The organism is Ruegeria sp. ABF4_144 (assembly GCF_056160045.1).
Map to the genome: position 1 here is coordinate 270,868 of NZ_JBSWWK010000003.1, position 24,447 is coordinate 295,314.

The 24,447-nt window shown below is 58.6% G+C and carries 19 protein-coding genes; 13 read left to right on the forward strand and 6 right to left on the reverse strand.

Going from position 1 to position 24,447, the window contains the following annotated elements; all coding sequences use genetic code 11:
• Positions 1-7: 7 nt before the first annotated feature.
• Entirely contained in the window at positions 8-1,954 is a 1,947-nt protein-coding gene (locus ACXAGD_RS21655; protein ID WP_475213951.1) for an acetoacetate--CoA ligase, read from the reverse strand.
• A gap of 115 nt (positions 1,955-2,069) precedes the next feature.
• Between ACXAGD_RS21655 and ACXAGD_RS21660 the strand changes: the two genes are divergently transcribed.
• From ACXAGD_RS21660 to ACXAGD_RS21695, 8 genes are all read left to right on the forward strand, one after another.
• A complete protein-coding gene (locus ACXAGD_RS21660) occupies positions 2,070-3,011 on the forward strand; it encodes a GlxA family transcriptional regulator (RefSeq protein ID WP_475213953.1) in 942 nt (313 codons plus the stop codon).
• Between the two features lie 175 nt (positions 3,012-3,186).
• The gene (locus tag ACXAGD_RS21665) at positions 3,187-4,674 is read left to right on the forward strand and encodes a YfcC family protein (protein WP_475213955.1); all 1,488 of its coding nucleotides are present in this window, start codon (positions 3,187-3,189) and stop codon (positions 4,672-4,674) included.
• A gap of 9 nt (positions 4,675-4,683) precedes the next feature.
• A complete protein-coding gene (locus ACXAGD_RS21670) occupies positions 4,684-6,051 on the forward strand; it encodes an amino acid permease (protein ID WP_475213957.1) in 1,368 nt (455 codons plus the stop codon).
• Positions 6,052-6,053: 2 nt separating this feature from the next.
• Complete coding sequence (locus ACXAGD_RS21675) at positions 6,054-7,280, forward strand: arginine deiminase (RefSeq protein ID WP_475213959.1); 1,227 nt, start codon at positions 6,054-6,056, stop codon at positions 7,278-7,280.
• Between the two features lie 57 nt (positions 7,281-7,337).
• A complete protein-coding gene (gene argF, locus ACXAGD_RS21680; protein WP_475213961.1) occupies positions 7,338-8,336 on the forward strand; it encodes an ornithine carbamoyltransferase in 999 nt (332 codons plus the stop codon).
• A 3-nt stretch (positions 8,337-8,339) separates the two neighbouring features.
• On the forward strand, positions 8,340-9,278 hold the full coding sequence (gene arcC, locus ACXAGD_RS21685; protein ID WP_475213963.1) for a carbamate kinase: 939 nt from the start codon (positions 8,340-8,342) through the stop codon (positions 9,276-9,278).
• 297 nt (positions 9,279-9,575) lie between these two features.
• Positions 9,576-10,418 (forward strand): peptidyl-prolyl cis-trans isomerase, encoded by an 843-nt coding sequence (locus ACXAGD_RS21690; protein ID WP_475213965.1) that lies wholly within the window; start codon positions 9,576-9,578, stop codon positions 10,416-10,418.
• Positions 10,415-11,422 (forward strand): HupE/UreJ family protein, encoded by a 1,008-nt coding sequence (locus ACXAGD_RS21695; RefSeq protein ID WP_475213967.1) that lies wholly within the window; start codon positions 10,415-10,417, stop codon positions 11,420-11,422. Before ACXAGD_RS21690 ends, ACXAGD_RS21695 begins: the two co-directional genes overlap by 4 nt.
• A 38-nt stretch (positions 11,423-11,460) precedes the next feature.
• Here the strand turns inward: ACXAGD_RS21695 and ACXAGD_RS21700 are convergent, their stop codons facing one another.
• Genes ACXAGD_RS21700 through ACXAGD_RS21720 form a run of 5 tightly spaced genes read right to left on the reverse strand, consistent with a single transcriptional unit; the run spans position 11,461 to position 17,098 of the window.
• Positions 11,461-12,381: a sugar kinase gene (locus ACXAGD_RS21700; protein ID WP_475213969.1), complete on the reverse strand. Its 921-nt coding sequence runs from the start codon at positions 12,379-12,381 to the stop codon at positions 11,461-11,463.
• Positions 12,365-13,528: a mannonate dehydratase gene (uxuA, locus tag ACXAGD_RS21705; RefSeq protein ID WP_475213971.1), complete on the reverse strand. Its 1,164-nt coding sequence runs from the start codon at positions 13,526-13,528 to the stop codon at positions 12,365-12,367. Before uxuA ends, ACXAGD_RS21700 begins: the two co-directional genes overlap by 17 nt.
• 22 nt (positions 13,529-13,550) lie before the next feature.
• Entirely contained in the window at positions 13,551-14,285 is a 735-nt protein-coding gene (locus tag ACXAGD_RS21710) for an FCD domain-containing protein (RefSeq protein ID WP_475213972.1), read from the reverse strand.
• On the reverse strand, positions 14,282-16,102 hold the full coding sequence (locus tag ACXAGD_RS21715) for a glycoside hydrolase family 2 protein (protein ID WP_475213974.1): 1,821 nt from the start codon (positions 16,100-16,102) through the stop codon (positions 14,282-14,284). Before ACXAGD_RS21715 ends, ACXAGD_RS21710 begins: the two co-directional genes overlap by 4 nt.
• A gap of 15 nt (positions 16,103-16,117) precedes the next feature.
• The gene (locus ACXAGD_RS21720) at positions 16,118-17,098 is read right to left on the reverse strand and encodes a TRAP transporter substrate-binding protein (RefSeq protein ID WP_475213976.1); all 981 of its coding nucleotides are present in this window, start codon (positions 17,096-17,098) and stop codon (positions 16,118-16,120) included.
• A 230-nt stretch (positions 17,099-17,328) separates the two neighbouring features.
• Here ACXAGD_RS21720 and ACXAGD_RS21725 point away from each other — a divergent pair, with 230 nt between their 5' ends.
• From ACXAGD_RS21725 to uxaC, 5 genes are read left to right on the forward strand one after another with little or no spacing between them, the layout of a single operon-like run.
• A complete protein-coding gene (locus ACXAGD_RS21725) occupies positions 17,329-17,853 on the forward strand; it encodes a TRAP transporter small permease (protein ID WP_475213978.1) in 525 nt (174 codons plus the stop codon).
• A gap of 9 nt (positions 17,854-17,862) precedes the next feature.
• Positions 17,863-19,164: a TRAP transporter large permease gene (locus ACXAGD_RS21730; RefSeq protein ID WP_475213980.1), complete on the forward strand. Its 1,302-nt coding sequence runs from the start codon at positions 17,863-17,865 to the stop codon at positions 19,162-19,164.
• 9 nt (positions 19,165-19,173) lie between these two features.
• Entirely contained in the window at positions 19,174-21,558 is a 2,385-nt protein-coding gene (locus ACXAGD_RS21735; protein WP_475213982.1) for a glycoside hydrolase family 31 protein, read from the forward strand.
• A gap of 17 nt (positions 21,559-21,575) precedes the next feature.
• Complete coding sequence (locus tag ACXAGD_RS21740) at positions 21,576-23,039, forward strand: mannitol dehydrogenase family protein (RefSeq protein WP_475213984.1); 1,464 nt, start codon at positions 21,576-21,578, stop codon at positions 23,037-23,039.
• Positions 23,036-24,439, forward strand: coding sequence for a glucuronate isomerase (gene uxaC / locus ACXAGD_RS21745; RefSeq protein WP_475213986.1), 1,404 nt, complete (start codon positions 23,036-23,038; stop codon positions 24,437-24,439). Before ACXAGD_RS21740 ends, uxaC begins: the two co-directional genes overlap by 4 nt.
• Positions 24,440-24,447 lie beyond the last annotated feature (8 nt).

Below are 24,447 nucleotides of genomic sequence, written 5' to 3' on the forward strand. Positions count from 1 at the left end.
CCTTCGATCAGCATTTAAGGTCTGGGTGGTCCGAGAACTGTGCCAGCGCGCCGGGATTGATCAGGCCGGTCAGGTCACGGATGGGTTGATTGTTGACGGCATCCCGAACGGCAAGTTCGGCGGTTTTGCCCGATTTCGTACGCGGGATATCCACGACTTTGATGATCTTTGCCGGAACATGCCGGGGCGAGGCGTTGGTGCGAATCTCGGATTTGATCCGCGAGACCAACTCGCAATCCAGCGTCACATTTTCGGGTGTGGTCACGAACAGAACGACACGCACATCGTTGTTGATGTTCTGACCAACAACGACCGAGTCCTCGACCTGCTCGATCTTGTCCAGCTGCCGGTAAATCTCGGCGGTGCCGATCCGGATGCCTCCGGGGTTCAGCGTTGCATCAGAACGACCAAGAACGACATAGCCGCCGTGATCCGTCTGAATCGTAAAGTCGCCCTGCCGCCAAATATTCGGGTAGGTCTCGAAATAGCTGGAACGGTATCGCGCTTGCCCCGGATCGTTCAAGAAACGGGTCGGCATTGATGGGTGCGCATTGCGGCAGACCAGCTCTCCTGCAACGCCCGCCACCGGATTCCCGTCAGTGTCCAGCGTCGCCACATCCAGCCCCAGCATCGGGGTCTGAATTTCACCCTTGTGCACCGGCAGTGCCGGGCAGCCACCGATGAAGCACCCCAGAATGTCCGTGCCGCCGCAGATCGAGGCCAACTGCACGTCCGCCTTCCAGTCTCGATACACATGGTCAAACCCATCCGGAGACAAAGGCGAACCGGTCGACAGCACTACACGGAGGTAAAGCAGAGAGTGACTGTCGACCGGCCGTACACCGCGTTTGAGCGCGGCATCAATAAACTTCGCCGAGATTCCGAAATGCGTGACCTTCTCTGCTTCGACCAGATCAAACAGGCGGGTGATGCCCGGATAGGCCGGGTTTCCGTCAAACAAGATGATCGCGGCCTCGGAGGCCAGCGCGGCAACCTGCCAGTTCCACATCATCCAGTTGCAGGTGGTGTAATAGAACATCCGGTCGCCCGCACGCAGATCGCAATGCAGCTGTTGCTCAACCAGCATACGCAGCAGTGTGCCGCCTCCCGAATGCTCGATGCATTTCGGTTTACCGGTCGTGCCGGATGAGAACATGACGTAAAGCGGATCGCGAAACGCCATCGGGCGGCAGTCCAGCGTTGGCGCTTTGGCTGGTTTAAAGCTGTCATAGGCAATCATGCTGTCGGGCAGGTCTGCACCGTCCTGCGCGTAGGGCCAGACAATAACCCGTTCGATAGTCGGCACGCGGGCTGCAACGGTGGCGATGGCCTCGCGCGTGTCAAAGACTTTGCCGTTGTAGAAATAGCCATCCGCCGCGAACATCAGTTTCGGCGCGATCTGGCCGAAACGATCCACGACCACGTCCGGTCCGCTTTCCGGCGCGCAAGATGACCACACGGCCCCCAGCGACGCAGTCGCCAGCATAGCCGCCACGGTTTGCGGCATATTCGGGACATATCCAACGACGTGGTCGCCCGCGACGATGCCCGCGTCTTGCAGGGCGGCGGCCAAACGCTCGACTTCCCGCTTCAGCTCAGCGCGGCTCCACCGCAGACGGCGGCCGTCTTCGCCGTAAAAAATGATGGCATCGCGGTCGTCGGGGTTTTTCAGGAAAGTCGCGACAATGTTCAGGCGTGCCTCTGGAAAGAAGCGGACATTCAGAGGATCGGCATCGGGGACCAGCGCCCTGTCTCCTGCATCACCAACTACATCGCAGAACTCCCACGCCAGACGCCAGAATGCTTCGGGCTGGTCCACCGACCACCGGTGCAAATCCGCGTGCGCGTCAAACGGCAGCCCCGCCCGCTGACTTGCAAGATCACGGAACGCGGCAAGTCGGGTCTGCGAGATGTGTTCGGCACTGGGTGTCCAGAGAAGGTCAGCATCCAGCATGGTGAAACGAGCCTCCGGGTCGGCAGAAAGTTTGAGTCGTCTGGTGACGAATTGCGGCGAAGCTACTTTCAACTTTCCAACCGAAACGATACAATTTTCGTCAGGAGGAATACTTTTGTCGTCAAACCCGCATGAAAAATTCGAATTCCTGCTGTTGGACGGGTTTTCGAACATGGTTCTGGCCAGCGCGCTGGAACCTCTGCGCGACGTCAAAATGCGCGCGGTGTTCGCCAGTCTGGATTGGGAGGTCACCACGCTTAACGGCCTCACCGTAACCAGTTCAAGCAAGCTGAAGCTGTCGCCGGACAGACGGTTTGACCCCGAGCGGACCAGAGGAACGTTTGTCATCGTGGCCGGCTACAGCGTGCGCGAACAGGTCACCAAAGAACTTGTTTCAATGATCCGGACTGCGTCCCGCAACGCGCGGCGGGTGCTGGCGCTAGACACCGCGTCGTGGCTGCTGGCCGAAGCCGGGGTTTTGGACGGTCTTAGCGCGACCATCCACTGGCAAGAACTGGATGCGTTCGACGAGGCCTTTCCAAACGTAGATGTTTCCAATGCGCGATTTGTGCGGTCGGGGTCCTTCATGACGTGCGGAGGGGCCAGCACCGCGTTGGAGATGGTTCTGGAGCTCATTCAGGACACCTTTGGCCCGGCAGCGGCTTTCGATGCGTCGAGCATGTTCCTCTTCGATCCGGCCCGCCAGAAGGATCAACAGCGTGGCGCGGCGGGTTTACGTGACCGCGGGTCGCCGAAACTGCTAAATGCTCTGAACATCATTGCGGAGAATGTCGAACACCCACTGACCACTTTTGAACTGGCCGAGCGCGTTTCCTTGTCGGAAAGAACCCTCAATCGGGCGTTCGCACAAGAACTAGGGATGACGACCGGGAAGTACTACAAGCTCTATCGCTTACAGCACGCGCGATATCTGGCGCAGGAAACGCGACTGAGTACCGAGCAAATTGCCTTGCGGTGCGGTTTTTCCTGCGCGTCGGCACTGGGGCGCTCGTTCACTAAAGAGTTTGGGAGGCCAATCAGCGCATTTCGCGCGTGATGCGTCATCGTTCAGGCAATCGCCTGCGGTTGCAGGTACTGGCGTCAATGTTCTCCGACGTCAGCCCTACAAACTGTTGACCTGAATGAAAAACTGTCATTTTAGTATTAAATTGAGAACATAAAATTCGAATGTTTGAAGAATCCGCATAGCTCCCATACAGCGAGAGTCTATTATGTCGAAGTTCAAATTCCCCACCGCCTTTACAATCCTATTCATCTTGATTGCCGTTGTGGCCGCCCTGACATGGGTCATTCCTGCCGGTGAATACGAACGTCAAATGAACGAAGCGCTTGGCAGCGAAGCACCGGTCCCAGGCACCTATCACGAGGTCGAAGCAAACCCGCAAGGGATCACCTCGGTCATTCTTGCACCCATCGCAGGGATGTATGACCCGGGCCTTCTTGGCAGCTCGTCCAGCGCGGCAATCGATGTTGCGTTCTTTGTGCTGATTATCGGCGGGTTCCTCATGGTTGTGACCAAAACGGGCGCAATCGATGCGGGGATCGGGTGGTTGCTGCACCGACTTGCGGGACGGGAGATCCTGATGATCCCGATCCTAATGACCGCCTTTGCCTTTGGCGGAACAAGTTACGGCATGGCTGAAGAGTCGCTGGCCTTCTACGCGCTGATCATTCCGGTTTTTATCCGGGCGGGGTACGATTCACTGACCGGTGTCGCGGTGATCATGCTGGGCGCGGGCATCGGCACACTGGGATCGACCTTCAATGCTTTCGCCACCGTCGTAGCCTCGCAAGGGGCCGGGATTCCGTTCACCAACGGAATCGTACTACGGTTCATCATCCTTGCCTTGTGTCTGGGTGCCGGGATCGCATTCGTCATGCGCTATGCCTCACGGGTCAAGGCCGATCCTTCACGGTCCGTTGTTGCGGATCAGGCTGAATCAAACCGGGCCCATTTCCTTAAAGGGTCTCAAGGCGATGACGCCTTCCCCGAGATGACCCGCATCCGGTCGGTCATCCTGATGCTGTTTGGCCTTACATTCGCCATCATGATCTATGGCGTTGTCGCGCTGGGATGGTGGATGGCCGAGATGTCGGGTCTGTTTCTCGTCATGGCGATCATCGTCTGGTGGGTCGGCAAGCTGGACGAAGGGTCGCGGATGGATGAGGCGACATTTGTCGACACGTTCGTTGATGGCGCCCGCGATCTGCTGGCCGTTGCACTAATCATCGGTGTGGCTCGTGGGGTGGTTGTGATCATGGATGCGGGTAAGATCACCGATACGATACTTGCCAGCGCCGAAGGGTTCGTCGCCGGGCTAAGCGAGTTTGCCTTTATCAATGCGATGTTCGGCATTCAGATCTTGATGTCGTTCCTCGTGCCTTCGTCCTCTGGACTGGCTACTTTGTCCATGCCGATCATGGCACCGCTGGCCGATTTCGCGGGCGTCGGGCGTGATCTGGTCGTAACTGCGTATCAGTCCGCAAACGGATGGGTGAACCTGTTCAACCCAACTTTTGCGGTTGTGATGGGCGGGTTGGCGATTGGGCGCGTGTCTTATGACCGCTGGCTGCGCTTCGTGTTTCCGCTGTTGCTTGTATTGGCCGTAATCATCTGCGCAGCGCTGACGGTCGGCGCAATGGTGGACCCGGGCATAGACGGACCTGCGACCGAGACTTCGGACAGCACCGCGAACTGAGGTTTCGCCATGACCGATCAATCCTCAGCCAAGACGACATCGGGCGCCCTCGGGCTGACCGCATGTATCGCTTTGGTCGTGGGGAACATGATCGGGTCCGGAGTGTTTTTGCTGCCGGCCTCGCTGGCCCCGCTTGGCCCGATTGCAATCGGCGGATGGGTCTTGACCTCGGCGGGTGCTCTTGTGCTGGCGATCATTTTCGGGCGGTTGTCCCGTATCGTCTCGAAACCCGGCGGGCCTTATGCCTATTCGCAGGAAGCCTTCGGGGATTTCGCCGGGTTCATTATTGCCTGGGGGTATTGGATCGCCCTCTGGACTGGAAACGCGGCTGTGGCAGTCGCGCTGGTTGGTTATCTTGGGTTCATTTTCCCCATCATCGTTGAGGTGCCGATGTACGGGCTGGCCACCGCATTGGTCGCGATCTGGTCTCTCACTCTGATCAACATTCGCGGCGTTGAAGGCGCCGGAGCAGTGCAAATTGTGACCACTGTTCTGAAGCTCGCGCCCTTGCTTCTGATCGGCATTCTGGGTGTTTTCTGGATCGAACCCGCAAACTACGTTCCTATCAACCACAGCGGAACAACCGCTTTTTCGGCCATCTCGGCAGCGGCGGCGCTGACGCTTTGGGCTTATCTGGGTCTGGAATCCGCTACGGTGCCCTCTGGCGATGTGATCGAGCCCGAAAAAACCATCCCGCGGGCGACCGTCATCGGCGTGATCATCGCCGCGGCGGTCTATATCTCGGTCACCGCAGTTTCGATGGGGGTTCTGCCTCCCCATCTCCTTGCGGAATCGGCCGCCCCTCTGGCTGCGGTAGCTGAGGTCATGTTCGGCCCGTTCGGAGCCGTTCTCATTGCATGCGGCGCGGTGATCTCTACGTTCGGCACCCTCAACGGGTTCACATTGCTCAGCGGCCAAGTCCCGTACGGCGCGGCGCTGGATCGGGTCTTCCCCGCCACGTTTGCGCAGAAGTCAAAGTTTGGAACACCGGCGAACGCGCTGATCCTGTCAAACGTGCTGGCCTCGGTGCTGATCATTCTGAACTATGCCCAGGGTCTGGTCGCTGCGTTCAATTTCGTCATCCTGCTGGCAGTGGTGGCAAGCCTTCTTCCCTATGCCATCTGTTCTGTTGCCGAGATCATGATCCGCCTGAAGGGCGGAGAACTGCTGCGAGGCCCCGAACTAGTCAAAGTGATCATCCTTGGTGCGCTGGGATTCATCTATTCCGTCTGGGCCTTCATCGGATCTGGCGCCGAAACCGTATTGATCGGCACGGTCCTGTTACTGGCGGGTGTGCCCATCCATGTCTGGGTCCGATGGAACCAGGCCAGGGAAGCAGAAGACATTCAGAAAAATGATGCCTCGAAAGGAGATTAGCCATGAAATTCGGCGTTCATTCCGAGATCGGAAAGCTGAACAAGGTGATCGTTTCGCGCCCGTCGTTGGCGCATGATCGTCTGACGCCGCGCAATTGCGAAGAGCTTTTGTTCGACGACGTCATCTGGGTTGAACAGGCCCGCAAGGATCACGCCGAGTTCTGTTCGTTGATGCGCGAACGCGGAGTCGAGGTGTATGACATTCAGGACTTGCTTGCGGATGCGATTGCCACGGACCCGGCAGCGCGCGCCTTCCTGCTGGACCGCCTGATCACGCCAAACATGGTCGGGCTTGGCTTTTCGGTCGAAATGCGCGCGTGGCTGGATGAAATGGACGCCAAACTTCTGGCGCGCCATATGCTGGGCGGGATCATCTTTGCGGACCTGCCCAAGGGCATGATCGACGAGCAGTTCGGCGATCTGGTGACGCTTGGCGACTTCATCCTGCCCGCCATTCCGAACGCCCAGTTCCAGCGCGACCCATCCTGCTGGATTTTCAATGGCGTCACAACGAACCCGATGTACTGGCCCGCACGCAAGCCAGAAACCCTAATCATGCGAACCGTCTATCGGTACCACAAAATGTTCAAGGACGCCGAGTTCGAGTTCTGGTGGGGCGACAATGACGGGGATTTTGGAATGGCCTCAGTCGAAGGCGGCGATGTGCAGCCGGTTGGCAATGGCACGGTCTTTATCGGCATGGGCGAGCGCACCACGCGGCAGGCCGTGGCTCAATTGGCCGAAGCCTTGTTCCGCAAAGGCGGGGCCGAGCGCGTAGTGGCCTGTGCAATGCCCAAAAGCCGCGCGGCAATGCATCTGGATACGGTCTTTACCTGCCTCGACCACGACAAGGTAACCGCATTCAAAGAGGTCGCCGATCAGATCACCTGCATCTCGATCCGCCCCGGCGACCGCGGGGATTTGGATATCCGTGTGGAAAAAGGGCATCTGTTCGATGTCTACCAAGAAGCCTTGGGTCTGAACTCGTTGGATGTCATCTCGACCGGTGGCAACGAGTTCCAAGCCGAACGTGAGCAATGGGACGATGGCAACAACGTCGTCGCCCTCTCACCCGGGGTGGTGGTGGGCTATGCGCGCAACACCTTTACCAACGGCAAGATGCGGGCCGCTGGGATCGAAGTGATCGAGATTTCGGGGCAAGAGCTGGGCCGTGGCCGTGGTGGCGGGCACTGTATGACCTGCCCGATCGACCGTGACCCCGCCTATTGATTTTACAATGAGCGCAGCCCCCTGCGCCCAAGGACTTTTTGTTAGGGAGAAACAAAAATGGCATTCAATCTTAAAGGCCGCAGCTATCTGAAGATCGCCGATTTCAGCCAGCGTGAAATGCTGTATCTGCTGGATCTGGCCCGCGACCTGAAACGCGCTAAATACGCCCGAGCGGAACAGCAATCGCTGAAGGGCAAGAACATCTGTCTAATCTTCGAGAAAACCTCGACCCGTACCCGCTGCGCCTTTGAAGTGGCAGCATACGATCAAGGTGCGAACATCACTTATCTCGATCCGTCGGGCTCGCAAATCGGTCACAAGGAATCCATGAAGGACACGGCCCGCGTGTTGGGCCGCATGTTCGACGGGATCGAGTTTCGCGGCGCCGGTCAGGACATGGTTGAAACCCTGTCCGACTATGCCGGTGTTCCGGTCTACAACGGCCTGACCGATGATTGGCACCCGACCCAAATGCTGGCCGACATGCAGACCATGATCGAGCACGCCGACAAACCCCGCAAGGACATCGTCTATGCCTATTCTGGCGATTGCCGCTCGAACATGGGCAACTCGCTGCTGATGCTGGGCGCGATCATGGGCTGCGATGTGCGAATGATCTCACCCAAGGAAACCCAGCCCCATGACGATGTGCGGGAACTGGCAATGGAGCGCGCTGCAAGATCGGGCGCGCGGGTGACGATCACCGACGACACCTCGGCCGTCGAGGGCGCGGACTTCATCCACACCGACGTCTGGGTCTCGATGGGTGAACCGAAAGAGGTATGGGCCGAGCGTATCAAGCTGCTGAGCCCCTATCAGGTCAACATGGACATGATGAAGAAAACCGGCAACCCCGGCGTCAAGTTCATGCACTGCCTGCCTGCTTTCCACAATCTGGAAACCAAGGTCGGTCAGGACATCCACGAACAGTTCGGCATCACCGAGATGGAAGTGACCGAGGAGGTGTTCGAAAGCGATATGAACATCGCCTTCGAGCAAGCCGAAAACCGGATGCATACCATCAAGGCGATCCTTGTCGCCACGCTGGGGTCCTGAACCATGGGACGCGTTGTTGTAGCCCTCGGCGGCAACGCGCTTCTCAAACGGGGTGAGGCAATGACGGCGGACAATCAGCGTAAGAACGCCAAGATTGCCGCCAAAGCCCTCGCCCCGCTGTGCGAAGCGCATGAAACCGTCATCACCCATGGCAATGGCCCGCAGGTCGGAATGTTGGCCCTGCAAGAGATCATGTACACCGATGTCGAAGAATATCCGCTGGACGTTCTGGTCGGCGAAACGATGGGCATGATCGGCTATATGATTGAGCAGGAGCTGGGAAATATCCTGCCCTTCGAACACCACATCGCCACCCTGCTGACGATGATTGAAGTCGACCCCAATGATCCGGCCTTCGACAATCCGACCAAGTTCATCGGTCAGGTCTATTCCGAGGCTGACGCCAAAAAAGAGGCCGCAGACAAAGGCTGGACGGTGAAACCAGACGGCGACTATTGGCGGCGGGTTGTGCCCTCTCCCAAGCCCAAACGCATCTTTCAGGTCGAGCCGATCCGCTGGATACTGGAAAAGGGCGCTACGGTAATTGCAGCCGGCGGCGGTGGCATTCCGACGATGTACGACAAGGAAGCCGATCGGAAACTGATCGGTGTCGAAGCGGTCATCGACAAGGATTTCGCGTCCTGTCTGCTGGCCCAGAACCTCGACGCAGATTTCTTTGTCGTCGCAACCGATGCCGAGGCCGTGTTCCTGAACTGGGGATCGGCAGACCAGAAAGGTATCCGTTCTATTACGCCAGACGCTTTGGATGCATATGATTTTCCAGCCGGATCAATGGGCCCGAAAGTACAGGCCGCGCAGGATTTCGTGCGTACGACCGGTGGCCGGGCCGTCATATGCGCTCTGGCCGACGTTCCCGCCGCTGTGAAAGGGGAAAAAGGCACGACCATTTCAACGGACGCCGGGGATACGCTGTTCCACTAGCTAACACGCAACTGACCCCCATCTTACAGGGCAGAAGATGGTGGCCTGCTCGTTCCGCAGAGGTCATGTTTAAACTCGGATTAAACAAGTCCATGCGCCCCATCTCGCCCCCCGCCGAGATGGGGCATAGCATCAGGGTGGTAAATTCATTCTAACATGCGAATAATAAAGAGCTCAGATGGTGCAGTGTCGGTGCAAAACCGCGCCCATATCCCGCCAATCTGTGACACAACAAGTTAACCCTAGTGGGCAGGTCTTTAGCATCCGCCCCCGCTGCCCTTCAATACGTGGTTCCGCATGTCCATTCTCAAAGAACCCTTGTTTCATTTCTTCCTGCTGGGTGTCGCGATCTTTGGCTGGTTCAGCTATCTCAACCCGTCATCTGCTGAGCCCGAAAGTGCGGATCAGATTGTTGTTGATATGCAGGACATCAACCGTCTGATCGATCAGTTTCAGACCACATGGCAACGCCCGCCCACACCCGAAGAGCTGGCCGAGGTTCAAGACGCCTTTTTGCGCCAAGAAGTTCTGGTTCGCGAGGCCCGCGCGCTTGGCCTTGATTGGGGCGACAGCATTATCCGCAATCGGCTGGCCCAAAAGATGGAGTTTCTGACCCTGTCGCTGGCTCAGGCCTCGGAACCGGACGATGCCACCCTAGAGGCCCATCTGGCCGACAACAGTGCGCGTTTCCTGCGCCCTGAGCGGGTAGCCTTTCAGCAACTCGCGCTGGGATCAACGCCCGACACCGCCCGAACAAGACAGATCCTGGACGCCTTGAACGCGGGCACGGACCCGACACAGTTTGCCGGGCCAAGCCTGCTGCCCGCTACCGTGCCGCTCAGTCCGCCGCAGACGGTTGATGCCACAATGGGGCGCGGATTTCATACTGAACTGAGCGAGTTACCTTTGGGCCAGTGGGTCGGCCCGATCCCATCGGGTTTTGGCTATCACCTTGTGCGGATCGACGCGCGTGAACCGGCCCAGCTTCCCGCCTTTGACGAGATTCGCGAAGATGTTCTGTTCGATTGGCGCCGGAGTCTGAAGTCCGACCTGTCCGAGGCCCAATTTGAGGCGTTGAAGCAGAAATACGATCTGATCACCCCCTCACCGGATGACATCGCCCGGAGGCTGAACCCGTGACGAAACGCCTGCTACTGGCCTTTTTGCTGGTTCTGCTGCCTGCCTTTCAGGCCTTTGGCCACGCGTTAGAGCCCGGCTTTGCGGATATCCGGCAACTGACCCCGCAAACCTGGCAAGTGTTCTGGCGCAAGCCAGACGTCACGGGCCAGCCCATGGCCATCACGCTGCAGCTGCCCGACGCTTGCACGCCACAAACCGGGCCCGAGCCTTTGTTCGACGGGTCCGCGTGGATTTCGGTCTGGGTCGCGGACTGTCCCGAGGGACTGACCGACGGCAAGCTGTTTATCGACGGCCTCTCCAGCCAGCGTACCGACGTTCTGGTGCGTGTTCAGATGCAAGACGGAGCGACGGATACCATTCGATTGACACCAGACCAGCCCGACTACCTGATCCCGGCGCAGGCAGGAAATTGGAGCATTTTCGGCAGCTATCTGGCATTGGGTTTTGAACATATCCTCGAAGGGTGGGATCACCTTCTGTTCGTCTTTGCCCTGTTGGTGCTGATCCGAGATTTCTGGCGTCTGGTCGGGGCGGTCACGGCCTTTACCCTTGCGCATTCCATCACGCTAGCGCTTGCAGCGTTGGGACATCTCTCGGTGCCCGGCCCGCCAGTCGAGGCGATAATAGCGCTATCCATCGTGTTTCTGGCGGTTGAGGCGCTCAAGTCCAATGCCGGGGAACTGCGTCTGTCGGAACGCTACCCATGGCTGATCGCGTTCGCTTTTGGGCTGTTGCATGGGCTGGGCTTTGCCGGTGCCCTGCGTGAAATCGGCTTACCGGAACAGGACATCGCCACTGCCCTGCTGGCCTTCAATCTGGGGGTCGAGGCCGGTCAGCTTGCCTTTGTTGGCGTTGTCCTAGTGACCGCGATGGCCCTGCGCTTTGCTCTGCCGCGTGTCGCCGCGCATTGGCGCAGTCCTGGCGATATGATCGCAACCACCGTCAGCTATGGGATCGGCGCAGTAGCAACCTTTTGGTTTGTCGAGCGTGTGATGTCCTTCTGATCCGCTGACAAGGTCAAGCGACGCGCAAGGTCGAGACGTCAAACCAATGCGCCAAAGCTGCCGATAACCTCCGCTGCTTTGTCTGCAGCCAAACGCACAGATTGCTCCAGGGGCTCACCATTTGCCCGCGACGCCAGAAACGCCCCGTTAAAGCTGTCGCCGGCGGCGGTCGTATCGCGAACTTTCTGCACTTGAAACACAGGAACGCGGACAACGGTGGAACCCGGCTCAAGACAAGTGACGTCGCCCTTGCCATTCTTGACGATGACGAGGCCACCGCTGAGAGCGCTGTACCGTTTTGCCGTAACTTCGGGATCCGCATCTCCGAACGCCGCCTGCTCATCTTCGAAGGATGGAAGAACCACATCCGCAACCCGCGCTCCAGCCTCGGTCCAGTGGCGCATTTCCTCCTCGTCTTGCCAAAGCCTTGGTCGGATATTGGGATCGAAGGCTACCTGCCGCCCCTGTTCTCGTGCAGTTTCCAGCGCACCCGTCAGTGTTTTTCGATCCGGCTCAGGCAGAATGGCAAGCGTGATCCCGGAAAAGTAGATCAGGTCGCTGCCCATTACCGCCTGTTCCAGCTGCTGCGGATCAGATGCCAACTTCCGGGCCGCGCTTTGATCGCGCCAATAGATGAAGCTCCTCTCGCCCTCGTTCAGTTCAATCAGATAGAGGCCCATGGTCCGGTCCGGGTCGCGCCCAATCATTCCGGGGTCGATACTATGGGTCTTGGTGAACTCCACGAAGCGGTCAGACAAGGCGTCGTTGCCGACCCGCGAATAGAATGCAACGCGCCAGTCCTGGCCCATCAGTTTGCGGGCGTACCAAGCCGTATTGAAGACGTCTCCGGCGAACCCCTGATGAAACGCATCATCGCCCCGTGGCGACATCTCGACCATGCATTCCCCAATGCACAAAAGCGTTTTGGACGGGGGCACCATGTCAGATGCCGACAGCATTCAGGGTATGCATGACTCCGCGCAGCTCTGCCAGCCCGCGCAGTCGCCCGATTGCCGGATAGCCGGGGACTGAGTCCCGCTCCTGATCGTGCAAGATACGATGCCCGTGATCCGGCCGCATTGGGATTTCAACGCCGCTGTCGCGCTCCACGCGCATCATTTCGCGCACAACACCGATCATGTCCAGATCACCGGCCAGATGAATGTCTTCGTGGAAACTCCGGGAGTCGTCTTCCCGTTTCACCGCACGTAGATGGGCAAAATGGATGCGCGGTCCAAGCAGTCGCGCAATGGCCACCAGATCGTTTTCGGAATGTGCCCCCAACGATCCGGTACACAACGTAAATCCTAATGCCGGTGACGCAGAGATCGCGGCAATGGCCTCCAGGTCCGCCTGGGTCGAGACAATCCGCGGCAGGCCGAACAGGTCCAAGGGCGGATCGTCGGGATGGATCGACAGCTTTGCACCTTCGGCCTCGGCCACGGGCAGAACGATCTCCAGAAACGCGGTAAGCTGTTGCCTGAGCGACGCGTGATCGCAACTATCATAGGCTGCAAGGCGTGCCCGGAACGTATCCAACGTATAGCTTTCCTCAGAGCCCGGCAGCCCAGCGATGATCGTTCGCGTCAACTGGTCTAGCTTCTGCTGATCGGCCCGCGCAAACCAATCTTCAGCAGCGGCTAAATCCTTTGGGGTATAACTGTCGCGCGCCCTGTCGCGTTTCAAAACAAACAAATCAAAAGCGGCGTAGGCTGCGAAATCGAACCTCAGCGCCAGCGCCCCGTCAGGCAGTGCATAGTTCAGATCGGTGCGCGTCCAGTCCAGCACCGGCATGAAGTTGTAACAGATGTTGCGGATGCCCTGACGGGCCAGACGACGCAGGTTTTCTGCCCAGATATGCGCGTAACGCTCCCAGCCCGACGCGCCGGTCTTGATGTCCTCGTGCACCGGAATGCTTTCGGTCACGACCCAGCGCAACCCCGCCGCCTCAATCATCTCGCGCCGGGTTTGGATCTCGACTTCCGACCATTCCTGCCCGTTGGGCACTTCATGCAGGGCAGTGACGATTCCCGTTGCACCGGTCTGACGAACATGGGCCAGCGGAATGGGGTCTTTCGGCCCGAACCAACGCCAACTTTCCAGCATGTCTGCCCCCTGTTCCCCGCGCTTAGCCCGAAACTGTTTTGGAATACAGAAACCCGTCAAATTCGGGATCTTCTACATCCGACAGGTCCAGAAGCGTCAGCCGGACGTTCTCAAGATGCTGCCACATCGCCTGTCGCGCACCTTCCGCATCACGGCGGCGCAGCGCCTCAAGGACAGCTGCGTGATCGTCCAGCCACTGACTGCGATAGCTGATGTCGAAAATCCTCGAATGCAGTCTGTCCCACATCGGGCTGGATTCCCGCAAATGCCAGAGCGTATCGATTTGGTTGACCAAAACCGAATTCTGTGTCGCTTCGGCAATCTGCAAGTGGAATTGTCGATCCGCGCTATAGTCGTCTTGACCGGTTTCAATCGAGCGTTTCTCCAACTCAAGCGTTTCACGCAGAGACAGAATATCGGCCTTGGTCACCGTAGTGGCCGCGAACCCGGCGATGCTGCTTTCCAGCAGCTGCCGCGCCTGTAACAATTCGAACGGGCCGTAGTCGCCGCCGGTCAGGCCCGAACGGCCAGGCTGACGATCCCGCACATAGCTGCCCGAGCCCTTGCGGACGTCCAGATAGCCCTCGATCTCAAGCATGATGAACGCCTCGCGCACCAGCGACCGGCCAATCCCCATCTCTTTCGAGATCTGGCGCTCGGTCGGGAATTTGTCGCCCGGTTTGAAGCCGCCCTGCGCGATCCGTTCGACCAGCTGCGCGGCAACTTCCTGATAGGGGCGTTTAGAGGCGTCGTTCATGCGGTCTCCGTATTGTGGTCGTCGGTCGTGTTGGCGATCTGGTGGTAATACTCGGCCAAAATGTGAAACGCCTGCTTTTTCGTCTGCTTGTCGGCGGCGATCAGGCCTTTGTGATTATAGCCGTTCTGGAACTTGTTCTGGCGGCGTTCTACGCGGAAATCATACAGAATCCACGGCGACATCCCCTTGATATAGTCCAGACGGCGCAGCGTATCGATCTGGCGGCGATAGACCTCGGCCATATAGTCCTCGCTGAACAGCCCAGTCTTGGGGCCGTTTGAGCCGATCACCCCGTCCGCGCCTGTTTCCGAGATCACCACGGGTTTTTCCGGCGCTGAGTTGGCTCCGATCCGGGCCAGATCCTCGAAATCTTCTTCGTACCAGCCGTAATACTCATTCAGCCCGATCACGTCGATATGGTCGGCAAGACGATCTTCGATCCGGTTCCGGCTGTGGTTGACCAGGCATGCCGCTGAGGTCAGGCGCGTGGGATCAAGCGCCTTGGCGGTTTCGGCAAGACGGCGCATGAACTCCAAACGCGCGTCAGTGTCGGGGTTTTCGTTTCCGACCGACCAGATGATGACCGAGGCACGGTTGCGGTCGCGCAAGATCAACTCGCGCAGTTGGTTTTCTGCGTCGCGATAGGTGGCGGGGTTGGCAAAATCGATGGCCCAGTAGACCGGAATTTCTTCCCACAGCAGAAAGCCCAGCTCATCCGCAATTTCCGCTGCCCGTTCATGATGCGGATAATGCGCCAAGCGCAGAAAGTTGCAGCCAAGCTCGCGCGCGTGGTCGAACCGACGGCGTAGGTCGGCCTCATTCGTGACTTTGCCCAATGTGGCATCGTCTTCGTGAACGGAAATACCGCGCAGGAAGATAGGTTCTCCGTTCAGCAGGATATCCGTGCCTCGCCGTTCGATCTGTCGGAAGCCGACCCTATCGGTCACTTGATCCGCGTCCAAAGTGACGCTCACATCATAGAGCTTCGGGTTTTCGGGCGACCACAGCGCCGGACGGGCGGAAAGCTCAGCTTCACCCTTTCCATTCCGGATCGTGATGTCCTGCGACAGGTCAAGCTCAGGAATGTCTACACGTGCCAGACCAGCGTCGGGGCCGTTTACCTCCAGTTCGACCTTGATGCGGGAATAGCTGCCATCAGGCACCAGATGAATGGCGAACCTCTGGATCACGGTGGCAGGCGTTTCATATAGCGCAACTTCTCGATAAAGACCGCCATAGTTGAACCAGTCAGTGTTGCGCATCGGAACGCGGTCCAGCGTCCGGGTGTTGTTGACGCATGCCATCAACCAGTTGCGCCCTTGCCGCAGCTTACCGGTCAGTTCTACGCAAAACGGCGTCGAGGCACCGTAGTGATTACCGAGAAACTCTCCATTCAGGAAAATCTTACAGGCATAGGCCGCAGCCCCCACCCGTAGGAATTGTCGCCGTTTGGGGTCGATCTCTTCGATATCCAGCGCCCGCGTGTACCAGGCGCTGCCTTCGAAGAAATACCATTTTTCTTTCAGCATGGCCCAGTTCGATGGAACTCGCACGGTTTCACCATCAAACGGGTCGTAATCCCAGGGCTCGGTCCGGTCTTCGGGGGCCGAGGGCTGCATTTCATACCATTTCTGGCGCAGCCCGGTGTCCAGCAGATCGACACAGAAATTCCAGAACCCATCAAGGGGGCGCGATGCCCGACCGCCAGCAAACAACAGCGTGTCAGCGTTCAGGTTCTGCGGGTTCAGAGGCACGTCATAAGCCTCGTCATGCAGCGCCTGAAGCGCGTTTTCCGCCAATTCCGACCGTTCAAGCATCGCGCCGATCCTGTCTTAAGGGGCCATTGCCTTGATGCGCTGGATCAGGTCAGCCACCACCGGAGATTTGGCTGCAGCCTCTTCATGCATCGGCAGAACCGCTTCGATGAACGGGCCTTTTTCGACCTCGATGAACTTAACGCCCAGCTCGTTTTTGGCCTGCTCTACAGCCGCTGCGCTCATGGCGTCCCATTGCTCGCGGTGGAACAGCATCGATTCCTTGGCCGCCTGACGCAGAGCCGCTTGCTGATCTTCGGTCAGATCATTCCAGCTTTGGGTCGAGATCATGACCACCGACGGGATCATCGTGTGGCCGTCATCCGAATAGACCTTGGACACTTCGCCATGCCGCGCGCTGGTCAGCGCCATCGGGTTGTTTTCGGCGCCATCGACCACGCCCTGCTGCAGCGCGCTGTAAAGCTCGCCCCAAGCGATCGGTGTCGGGTTGCCGCCCAGTAGTTCCACCATCCGAATGGCAGAGGGGCTTGGTTGCACCCGGATTTTCATGCCTTCCAGATCGGCAGGCGAATGGATTTCCTTGTTAGCGTAAAAAGAGCGCGCGCCTTCGATGTAATAGGTCAAACCAATAAAGCCGTTGTCTTCAGAAGCGGCTAGAATATCGTCGCCCACATCACTGCTGAGCACGTTGAAATAGTGATCGGCGCTGGTGAAAATATAGGGCAGGTTCAGCGCGCCATAGGATTCCTCGAACGCTTCCAACTCGCTGGCGTTCGACCGCGCCATATCCAGCGAACCGTTCTGCATCAGCTCCATCGACTCACGCTGGGTGCCAAGCTGTGCGTTGGCGAAAATGCGGATCTTGAGGTCGCCATCGGTCAGCTCTTCAACCCGGTCTGCCATGAACTCCATCGATCTATGCAGTGGATGGTCTTCGGGGTTGTTGTGGTTCAGCCGCAGCGTCTTGGCCTCGGCCGCAACCGACAAAGCCATGAAACTGACAGCCATGGCAGCGGTGATCTTCGAGAATTTGGACATAGTCTCCTCCCAATCGCGGGCCGGTGCGGCAGGCTGTTCGGAACCTGCATCAATAAGGTCGGATTCGGTGCCACGGACCGCCCGCCGACCCGCAACGCCCAAAGTGATCGCCCAATATCCAAAATTAGTCAACCAAAAATAATAAATTGGTTGACCAATTAGCTTCCATGAGGCAAGAGCAGTGGTGGAGCGATCTGGCTAATGACCTTCGCACCGTTGGGAGGACATAGATGAAACAAGTGACTGCGGCTGTGGATGCCGTGCTGCGCCTTATCATCGTGATTGCATTTGCGGTTCTGGTGGCCTGCGTGATCTGGCAGGTCTTTTCGCGATACGTGCTGGGCACCCCTAGTACGGTCACCGATGAAATGGCGCGCTTTCTGTTCATCTGGGTGGCGCTTCTGGGCGGAGCCTACACGTTGGGGCAGCGCCGACATCTTGCAATTGATCTGCTGCCGGCAATAACACACGGGACACCGCGCCTGTTGGTCAATGGGGCCATCATCGGGGCAATCGCGCTGTTTGCCTGTGTGGTCATGATCTATGGCGGTTGGAACCTTGTCTCGCGCACGCTTGAGACTGGTCAGGTCTCACCCGCGTTGCGGCTGCCGATGGGGACGGTCTACATCGCTATCCCGGTCTCGGGACTGGCCATCCTGTTCTATTGCATGGGGTTTGTGGTTGATCTGGCGCAGACGGGCCAGGGCCCGAATGAACGGATGGAACCAAGCGCCCCCGGCGGACCTTTGGACTAGGGGCCCGTTATGGACATTCAATCTGTCGCCACGCTTTTCGGAACCTTCGCCCTGCTCATGGCATTGGGAGTGCCGATTGCGTTCTCCATTGGCCTTGCTGCGCTGGCCACGTTCCTGCTGTTCATGTCCTTCGACCAGTCGGTTTACATCGTGGCGCAGCAAGTAGCGTCGGGTCTGGACAGTTTCACCCTACTGGCGATCCCCTTCTTTATCCTTGCTGGCAACATCATGAACCGCGGCGGCATCGCTCTGCGCCTGATCGAGTTCGCCAAGGTCCTTGGCGGACGTCTGCCCGGGGCGCTGGCCCATTGCAATGTCATCGCCAACATGATGTTCGGATCGATCTCGGGCTCGGCCGTTGCCTCGGCAGCAGCGGTTGGCGGTGTCATGTCTCCGCTTCAGCGCAAGGAAGGGTATGATCCGGCCTATTCCACTGCAGTGAACGTCGCCTCGTGCCCCACGGGCCTTTTAATCCCGCCCAGCTCTACCTTCATTGTCTATTCGCTGATTACCAACGGCACCTCGGTCGCGGCACTGTTTGTGGCAGGATATCTGCCCGGCATCCTGATGGGGGTCTGCCTGATGGTGGTTGCGGGGATCATCGCAAAACGGCGCGGATACCCGGTGGCCGAACGACCTTCGCTGCGCGAAACCTCCGAGAAAGCCCTGAACGCGATGCTGCCGCTGGGCCTGATCGTAATCGTGATGGGCGGCATCGTCGGCGGCATCTTTACTGCCACCGAAGCCTCGGCCGTGGCGGTGGTTTACACGTTGTTCCTGGCATTGGTCTGGTATCGCGAAATCACGGTGAAAGAGCTTCCCGGTATCATTCTGGAAAGCGCGGTGACGACCTCAATCGTTTTGCTGATGATCGGGTGCTCGATTGCGATGTCCAAGGCGATGGCCTTTGCCGATATTCCCTATTCGATCTCGGATGCGCTGCTAGGCCTGTCTGAAAACCCGCTGGTGCTCTTGTTGATCATCAACATCGCCCTGCTGGTGGTCGGCACCTTCATGGACATGACCCCTGCCCTGCTGATTTTCACGCCCATCTTCCTGCCGGTGGTCAGCGATCTGGGCATGGATCCGGTGCATTTCGGCGTGGTGATGACCTTCAACCTGTGTATCGGGATCTGTACGCCTCCGGTTGGGTCAGCCCTGTTTGTGGGTTGCTCGGTCGGCGGGGTTAAGATCGGCGAGGTCATCCGCCCTATGCTGCCGTTCTACGCGGTTCTGGTGGTGCTGTTGCTGATCGTAACCTACTTTCCGCAGATCAGCTTGTTCCTGCCGCGATTGCTGCTTGGGTATTGAGGTGGCGCCATGAAAACACTGCGTCACTGGACCCTGCATCATCACGACCGGGATGGCCTGACCTTGTTGGTCGAGGATCAGCATCTGATGAAGATTGTGGTGCTGGACAACAATCTGATCCGCGTGCAGCTATTGCGGGATGGGCAGTGGCAATTGGATAAAAGCTGGTCAGTCGCGCCTGATGGCGATGTCCCTTGGCATGGGCGGCACCGCGAAGAACGTAGCGGGTTTACTTGCCCCGGCTGTAAGGTCGATCGGAACAACGATCTGGTTCTGGAAACCGAGCAACTGCGCATGACCGTTCTGGAACCGCTGGCACTGCGATGGGAGTGTCGGGCCGATCCGTCACAGCCTTGGCAGCCTCTGGCCGAGGATCGCACCACCGGGGCCTATCAGATCGCTCGAAACGGCAGTCAGGTGGCCCATTTCATGCACCGCTTCCCGAATGAGCGGTATTTCGGGCTTGGCGAAAAAGCCGGACCACTGGAGCGTAGTGGGCACCGGTACGAGATGCGCAACCTCGACGCGCTGGGATATGATGCACACAGCACGGACCCTCTGTACAAGCACATCCCGTTCACCATCACCGAACGCCCCGGGTCAGGCGCGTTGGGCTTGTTCTATGACAACCTTTCGACCAGCTGGTTCGATCTGGGAAATGAGCTGGACAACTACCACGCCCCCTATCGGCTCTGGAGGGCCGAGGCCGGTGACCTGGACCTTTATGTCAGTTGGGCGCCGGACCTGCGCGATGTGATCAAGCAGCAGGCGGCGCTGACCGGAGGCACCGCTTTTTTGCCGCGCTGGAGCCTGGGGTATTCAGCCTCTTCGATGGCTTACACCGATGCCGAAAACGCGCAGGATATGATGCTGGGGTTTTTGGACCAGCTGCGTGAACACGACATCCCTTGTGACAGTTTTCAGATGTCCTCCGGCTACACGTCGATCGGAAACCGCCGCTATGTATTCAACTGGAACACCGACAAGTTCCCCAGTTTTCACACGGTTGCCGACGAGTTTGGCGAGAAAGGCATCCACCTGATTGCAAATATCAAACCTGTGCTTCTGGACGATCACCCGCAATATGACGCAGCCGCCCGAGACAGTCTGTTTGTGCGGGATGCGGATACGGATGCGCCCGAGGCATCGCAATTCTGGGACGGGCAAGGCAGCCATCTGGACTTTACCAATCCCAGCACCATCCGTTGGTGGCAAGCGAATGTCACAGACGCGCTGTTAATGCACGGGATCGGCTCGACTTGGAATGACAATAACGAATATGAAATCTGGGACGGCGCCGCCCGCTGTAATGGTTTTGGTTCCGAACACGGTATCGCACCAATCCGCCCTCTGATGGGCCAACTCATGACCCGTGCCTCAGCCGAAGCCCAACGGGCGTTTGCCCCCAACAGGCGGCCCTACGTGATTTCCCGCTGCGCGGCACCCGGCACGCAGCGCTATGCACAGACCTGGACCGGAGATAACCGCACCAATTGGGAAACGCTGAAATGGAATATCCCGATGGGGCTGGGGCTCAGTATGTCGGGGTTTTTCAACATCGGCCATGATGTCGGCGGGTTTGCCGGACCGAAACCCGATCCAGAACTGTTCCTGCGCTGGGTCCAGAACGGAATTTTCCACCCGCGATTCACCATCCATTCCTGGAATGACGACGGCACGGTAAATGAACCTTGGATGCACCCCGAGGTTATTGACCTCGTGCGCCACGCGATCCGGCTGCGCTATCGCCTGTTACCCTATCTCTATACCCAACTTTACCGCGCAGTGACCGCGCATGAACCGATCCTCAGACCTCTGTTTCTGGACTTTCCCAACGACCCCACCTGCCGGGACCGTCAATTCGACTTCATGCTAGGGCCAGACTTGCTGGTGGCCTCGGTCATCGAACAGGACGCGACGCATCGGGCCGTTGTTCTGCCCGATTGGCCCTGTGGCTGGTGGCATCTGGAGACCGAAACCTGGCACCCGGGCGGAACCCGCATCAATCTGCCGGTCACCTTGTCCAGCATCCCGGCTTTTGTGAGAGGCGGCGCGGTGCTGCCTCTTTCAGAAGACACCAAACGGGCCACGCCCGAGCATGAGGGCCGAAGGGTTTTGATGGCCTTTCCCGGCCCGGAAGATGCCGCGCCTTATACCTCATGGATGTATGACGATGACGGCCAAAGCACCGACGCTCTGGATGGGCAATTTTGCCTGACCCGGATTGAGCTTTCTGGTGATGCTGACGGGGCAGCCCTGTCATGGTCGACATCAGGCGAAAGATCACCCCATTTCGATCATGTGGAAATCCGCACCCCGCTGGGGCAGGCTCTGACCGTGCAAGGGCAACGCCATGAGTCCGGCGCCCTGCATCGTTTTCATATGCAGGAATAAGCGCACAGGAGGACGTTTTGCAAAGCTTAGACATCCCGGTGGTTCGGGCCGAATATGACCGCGCCGCCTTGCGCCCGCGCATTCTGCATCTTGGGTTTGGCGCCTTCGCCCGGGCGCATCCACTGCTCTATACCGATCTTGCGTTGGCGGAAACACAAGCCGATTGGGGTGTGGTTGCGGCGCGGTTGAATACTGGGGCCGAAGAGCTGAGTGCTCTGGATCAGGCGGATGGCTGGTACACTGTTGTTACAACATCCGATCAGGGTATCTCCGCCCGCCGGGTCGGCTGCATCACGCAGACCCTGCATCCCTGTCGGGACGGAGCGAATGCGATACCGGAACTGATGGCCAGCCCGGCCTTGGGCATTGTCACGCTGACCATCACCGAAAAAGGATACTGCCTTTCAGGGGATCAGCTCGACCTGTCATCGCCGGGTATCCGCTATGATCTTGAGAGCCCCCAATCACCGAAAACGGCAATCGGAACCATTGTCGAAGGACTGAACCGGCGTAGATTGGCTGGGCTCGGCGGCCTAACCATCCTGTCATGCGACAACCTTCCTGCTAATGGTCATGCCTGCCACACGGCGGTTCTGGCGCTGGCCCGACTTCGGGACGCCGCACTTGCGGATTGGATCGCAGACACCTGCACTTTTCCCTGCTCGATGGTCGACCGGATTGTGCCCGCGATGTCCGATGAGAGCCACGCTCTGCTGACGCGGATATTGGGCCACCCGGACCCCAACGGTATTTTGTGCGAACCGTTCCGCCAATGGGTGATCGAAGATGATTTCGCCGCCGGTCGCCCCAACTGGCATCTGGCCGGGGCCGAGTTCGTCGACGACGTCGCCCCGTTTGAAGAGATGAAGCTGCGGATGCTGAACGGTGCGCATTCTTGTCTGGCCTATCTGGGGGCGCTTGCAGGGCATGAAACCGTGGCAGATTGCATGCAGGACCCGTTATTCCGAGCAGCCGCCCGTCGCCTGATGCTAAGCGAACAGGCCCCGACCCTGCGCGTTCCGGATCATATCGACCTGACCGCCTATGCCGATCGCCTGATCAAGAGGTTCAGCAACAGCCACCTACATCACCGGACGATCCAGATTGCAGCAGATGGCAGCCAGAAGCTGCCGCAGCGCCTGCTGGCCCCGATTGCCTACCACCTGCGCAACGGTACGCCCTGGCCGATTTCTGCGTTGGCGATTGCGGGTTGGATGCGATTTCTACGCGGACAGGCCGAGGATGGCGCACCCCTGACCGTTCAGGATCCACTGGCCGACACCTTGACCCTCTGCGCCAAGGAAGCTGACGGAAACACCTATGTCGACGCGCTGTTGGACCTCGAACAGGTTTTTCCCACCGGTCTGGTGGCCAATTCCGAGTTTCGCGCCCTGCTTCACAACGCCTATCGAACACTCGCAACCCAGGGCGCGCAGGCCTCTCTGACCCAAACCATGCAGCCGGAGAAACAGAAGCCTTGACCGGATTCCTCAACGAAAACTTCCTGCTAAGTACCCCGCAGGCCGAACGGCTTTATCATGAGGTCGCGGCCCCCCTGCCGATTGTCGATTTCCACAACCACCTCGATCCGAAAGCAATCTTGCAGGACCGGGTCTGGTCCGATCTGGGCGAGATCTGGCTGGAGGGTGATCACTATAAATGGCGGGCGATGCGCTGGAACGGGATCGCCGAGGCCCGCGTTACCGGCAGTGCAAGCTATCGCGACAAATTCAATGCTTTTGCCGACACGCTGCCCCACTGTCTGGGCAACCCCCTGTATCACTGGAGCCATCTGGAACTGTCCCGCTATTTCGGCTGGCGAGGGGTGTTGAGCCCTCAAACCGCCGACGAAGTCTGGCACCTTGCCAATTCCAAACTATCGCAATCAGATTTTTCAGCGCGCGGATTGCTGCAGCAGATGAATGTGCGTTTTATCGGGACCACCGATGACCCCTGCGACGACTTAAACGCACACCAGGCATTGGCCGCCATTCCCGATCTGGGCTTCACCGTGGCCCCCAGTTTCCGTCCCGACGCGGCCTTCAAGATCGAGAAGCCCGGCTATGGGGCCTATCTTGACAGGCTGTCGGAAATCTCCGGCATTCAAATCCGAGGGTTCGACGATCTGATCGCAGCACTGCTTGTTCGTCTGGACGCTTTCATCGAGGCCGGGTGCAAGGCGACGGATCACGGGTTGGACCGGCTGGCTGCTATCGAAGCTCTTACCGGTGCGGATCGCGACGCAATTCTGGACCGCGCCCGCAGAGGCGGGCCAACAACCGCGCGGGAGCAGGCGGATTTTCAGGCGGCGACCCTGATCGAACTGGGCCGCGCCTACGCGCAGCGCGGGCTTGTCATGCAACTCCATATCGGGGCCCTACGCAACACGAAAACGCGCCTGTTCAACCAGCTTGGGCCGGATATCGGCTGCGACTCGATCAACGATGCTGCGATTGCGGCACCGCTGAACGCACTGTTGAACGCGATCGAAAGCCAAGGCGGTCTGCCACGAACCATTCTTTACGGACTTGACCCTTCGCAAAACGAAATTCTGGTGACCACGGCCGGGAACTTTCAGGACGGCAGCCACCCGGGCAAAATACAGGCGGGTACTGCGTGGTGGTTCAACGATCAACTCGACGGGATGGAGCGTCAGATGACGCAGCTGGCACAGATGGGTCTGCTGTCACGGTTTATCGGAATGCTGACTGACTCCCGCTCATTTTTGTCCTTCCCGCGGCATGAGTATTTCAGACGGCTGCTCTGTCAGATGATCGGTCGATGGATGGCAGAGGGGCATATGCCCAACGACATGACGCTGGCGGAAGGTCTGGTTTCGCGCGTTTGTTACGACAATCCTGCACACTGGTTCCTGCGCTGAGGGTGCCT